At 40.7% G+C, this 4125-nt stretch carries 2 protein-coding genes; both read left to right on the top strand.

Annotated elements, in window-relative coordinates:
- The first annotated feature begins 238 nt into the window (after window positions 1–238).
- Window positions 239–2170 carry a molecular chaperone DnaK gene (gene dnaK / locus RM553_RS19135; protein ID WP_311536570.1) on the top strand — a complete coding sequence of 644 codons (1932 nt, stop codon included), beginning with the start codon at window positions 239–241 and terminating at the stop codon, window positions 2168–2170.
- 437 nt (window positions 2171–2607) lie between these two features.
- Window positions 2608–4125 (top strand): hypothetical protein (locus RM553_RS19140; RefSeq protein ID WP_311536571.1); only part of this gene is annotated, 1518 nt, incomplete at its 3' end.

Raw genomic sequence — 4125 nt, forward strand, 5'->3', positions numbered from 1 at the left:
CTTTCCTCTTTTCCTCATTAACTTTTTCACTCTTCACTTATTTGCATTAGGGATAGGAGCGGCATCCCGCGAAATTTTTTCGCGAATACAGCGGATAGCCCGCCCCGCAATGTAATGTAGGGGAATGCCATAATAATTAAAATTCTGACAACCTGTCATAAGTTTTCCGCTGGCACAAAGATTGACTTTAACTGATCGAGAAATTGAAACAATAACATAAAAATCAACGTATAAAGTTATGAGTAAAATAATTGGAATTGACTTAGGTACTACCAACTCTTGCGTTGCCGTAATGGAAGGTAATGAGCCTACGGTTATACCTAATGCCGAAGGAAAAAGAACCACGCCTTCTGTGATTGCCTTCGTGGAAGGTGGCGAAATAAAAGTAGGAGACCCTGCAAAACGCCAGGCGGTAACCAACCCACAAAAAACTATTTCGTCTATTAAACGTTTTATGGGGAACAAATATTCTGAATCTTCTAAAGAGGCAGATCGTGTTCCTTACAGCGTGGTAAAAGGAGATAATGATACTCCGCGTGTAGAGATAGATGGAAGAAAATATACTCCGCAGGAACTTTCTGCAATGGTGCTTCAGAAAATGAAGAAAACGGCAGAAGATTATCTTGGGCAGGACGTGACTGAAGCGGTAATTACCGTGCCGGCATATTTTAACGATTCTCAGCGCCAGGCTACAAAAGAAGCCGGTGAGATCGCAGGTCTTAAAGTGAGCCGTATCATCAACGAACCAACCGCAGCAGCACTTGCTTACGGACTGGATAAAAAATCCCAGGACCAGAAGATCGCAGTTTATGACCTTGGTGGTGGTACATTTGATATCTCTATCCTCGAATTAGGAGACGGGGTTTTTGAAGTACTTTCTACTAACGGTGATACCCACCTTGGTGGTGATGATTTTGATGAGGTAATTATCGATTATCTTGCAGATACCTTCCAAAAAGCGGAAGATATAGATTTGAGAAAAGACCCAATGGCACTTCAGCGTTTAAAAGAAGCTGCTGAAAAGGCAAAAATTGAGTTGTCGTCTTCTTCTCAAACTGAAGTTAACTTACCTTATGTGACCGCGACTTCAAGCGGGCCAAAACACCTTGTGGAAACACTTACAAGATCTAAATTTGAGCAACTTGCCGATAATCTTGTAAAAAGGTCTATGGATCCTGTGCAAAAAGCACTTAGCGATGCCGGTCTATCAAAAAGCGATATAGATGAGGTAATTTTAGTTGGTGGTTCTACCCGTATTCCTAAAATCCAGGAAGAAGTAGAGGCTTTCTTCGGAAAGAAACCTTCTAAAGGAGTAAACCCAGATGAGGTTGTGGCGATTGGTGCTGCTATCCAGGGTGGTGTACTTACAGGAGATGTGAAAGATGTACTGCTTCTTGACGTTACCCCGCTTTCTCTGGGTATTGAGACTATGGGCGGTGTAAACACTAAACTGATTGAAGCGAACACTACCATCCCAACCAAGAAATCACAAACATTTTCTACCGCGGCCGATAATCAGCCTTCCGTAGAAATCCACGTGTTGCAGGGTGAGCGTCCTATGGCCGCAGATAATAAGACAATTGGTAGGTTCCACTTAGACGGAATTCCACCAGCGCCAAGAGGAACTCCTCAAATTGAAGTGACTTTTGATATTGATGCCAACGGGATCATTAAAGTAAGCGCTACAGATAAGGCTACTGGTAAATCCCAGGATATTCGTATCGAGGCTTCTTCAGGATTAACCGAAGAGGAAATCGAGAAAATGAAGAAAGAGGCTGAAGCGAATGCTGAAACCGATAAAAAAGCCAAGGAGAAAGTTGATAAGCTGAATGAGGCCGATGCAATGATCTTCCAGACTGAAAAGCAGCTGAAAGAATTTGGCGATAAGATCTCTGCCGATAAGAAAAAGCCAGTGGAAGATGCACTTGCCGATCTTAAGAAAGCTTACGAAACCAAAGAGCTTGAGCAAATCACTCCTGCTTTGGATAAACTGAATGAAGCCTGGAAAACAGCTTCTGAAGAAATGTACAAAGCACAGGCCGAAGCACAAGGTGGACAGGCCGGAGGGCCACAACAAGGTGCCACCGGAGCCCAGGGAGGACAAGCCGGAGGCGGTGAAGCCAAAGGTGGAGACGATGTTGAAGACGTAGATTTTGAGGAGGTGAAGTAATATCCCCCTCCTAAATCCTCCCCCGCAGGGGGAGGACCTTTTAAACAAAAGCGCGGTCATTAATTTGGTCGCGCTTTTTTTGTGTTCTGAAGTCAGATTTTAGATAATTTTTTGAAGTTATCAGATATTATATTTCAGAACTCTTCCACGTATTCCAGTCTTGCCAGCGATAACGAGCTTTCCCGGTATCTATAGTATTACAACCAAACACTTCAGGTTTAAAATAGATCATAACTATCTAAAAATGGTGCTTTTTTAAAGGAAATCCCCCATTAGATCTTCCTGAAAATTCCTGTAATTTTAATACGAATTGCATTATAAATAATTCATTTATAGCTGTTTATTAATAATGCCTGCCATTTTCTCTCCTCGGCGAAATCAAAAGACAAACAATTTGATTTTGTAGTGTTTGTTACTAACCAATCAACTCAATAGTTATGAAAATTTCAAGTATTCATCGATTGCTAATGCTGTTTCTGGCAGTGCTGATAGTTTCCTGTAGTAAGGATGAAAAGCCCGTTTTAGACAATCTAGACAATGTGGAGGTAGCTGTAGTTCATTTAGGGCCTGTTCTTAACAATTTTAATCATCACCAAACAAGACAGGCTTTAGAGGCTATTCCAGATTGTAGCGAAGAAGCTCCGGGTTATGCACAGATCTCATTAACTTATGGAGAAGATGAGACACCGGTGGAGGTGATTGTGGAAATTTTTGAGGATGAAAATGGTCTGTTTACAGCATACGATGAAGCTCTGAAAATCCCAGTACCGGCCGGATCTAATACTGTTTCGGTAACATTAAATGAGTTCTTTGTCTGGACCAATTTAGATAATGCGCCCGGAGAGATCATCTGGGCGGCTCCCAAGAGTGGAAGTGATTATGAGAATTTTGTAAAAAATCCGTTGCCGTTTAGCTGGGACCTTAGTGTAGGATCTAAAACTTATATAGATGTAGAGGTACTGTGCTTTGATAACAGATTAGTAAATCTATATGGATATCAGTTCTTTGACATCACTCCAAAGCTTATTAAAGAATTATGTTTCTTCGCCAATTACTGTTCAGATCAAGGAAGGCATTACACTGCCAGTTATAGCCTTGATCTTTATTACGGCACAGATGCCAATGGTACGGCATTATATACAGGCGAAATCCCTGTGACCGGAGAAGAAGAAGATTTTTATGCCGATCCCCTTTGTTTAGCCATTCCGGAGCCGCAAAATGATGAAACTGATGATGAACCTTATCTATTTTATGAAGCTACCTTATTAGATTGGGAAGATAATTATGGCAATGCAGATGAACAATCTGTTACCGGGACCTTGAGCTGGAATGAGATTGAAGCTTTGTTAAATGATGATGGCGAAACTAATGAATACTTCCATTTATTCATCAATTGTGATGAGGAAGTATCAGATTGTGGCGAATTTGAAGCTATCCCGGAATCATCTTTTTATGAAAGTATTACTCCGGAAGATCCTGTTGATTATTTCCAAATTGTAACTTATCTGGATGAAATAATATTTAGTTTTTCCCAGGGAGAATTATGTGCGGATGCTGAAGATATGGCAAATTGCATCAACGAATTTGAAAATCTTATTGCTGAAGATGGTTTTGTTACAAGCTGTTTACCGGCAGGTTGCTATACTTTCATCCGGGAGCAGACAGAGGGGATAAAAGAGCTTGTAACCACAGATGAGGAATTGCTGGAATTTTTAGGAAGTATAGATTCTAAAGGGGATGCTTTATTATGGGCATTGGCAAATGATTATTACTGGAGTGCAAACGATATGGAAAACGGAGCTATTAAGGAAGCTTGTAACGGTTATGAGTTAATAGTGAGCAAAATAGTGAGCTATTGTGTGCCTTTACAAATAGACAGGTTCCATTTAAAGATTACTCCATCTGGACAGATTATTATTTTAAACCAGGAAATGATATATTTTTCGACACTATCC

This window comes from Autumnicola tepida (genome assembly GCF_031846485.1).
Classification (GTDB): domain Bacteria; phylum Bacteroidota; class Bacteroidia; order Flavobacteriales; family Flavobacteriaceae; genus Autumnicola; species Autumnicola tepida.

Bases quoted from the DNA above. Each gene is read 5' to 3' on its own strand.
- dnaK (WP_311536570.1), top strand. From the start codon at position 239: ATGAGTAAAATAATTGGAATTGACTTAGGTACTACCAACTCTTGCGTT.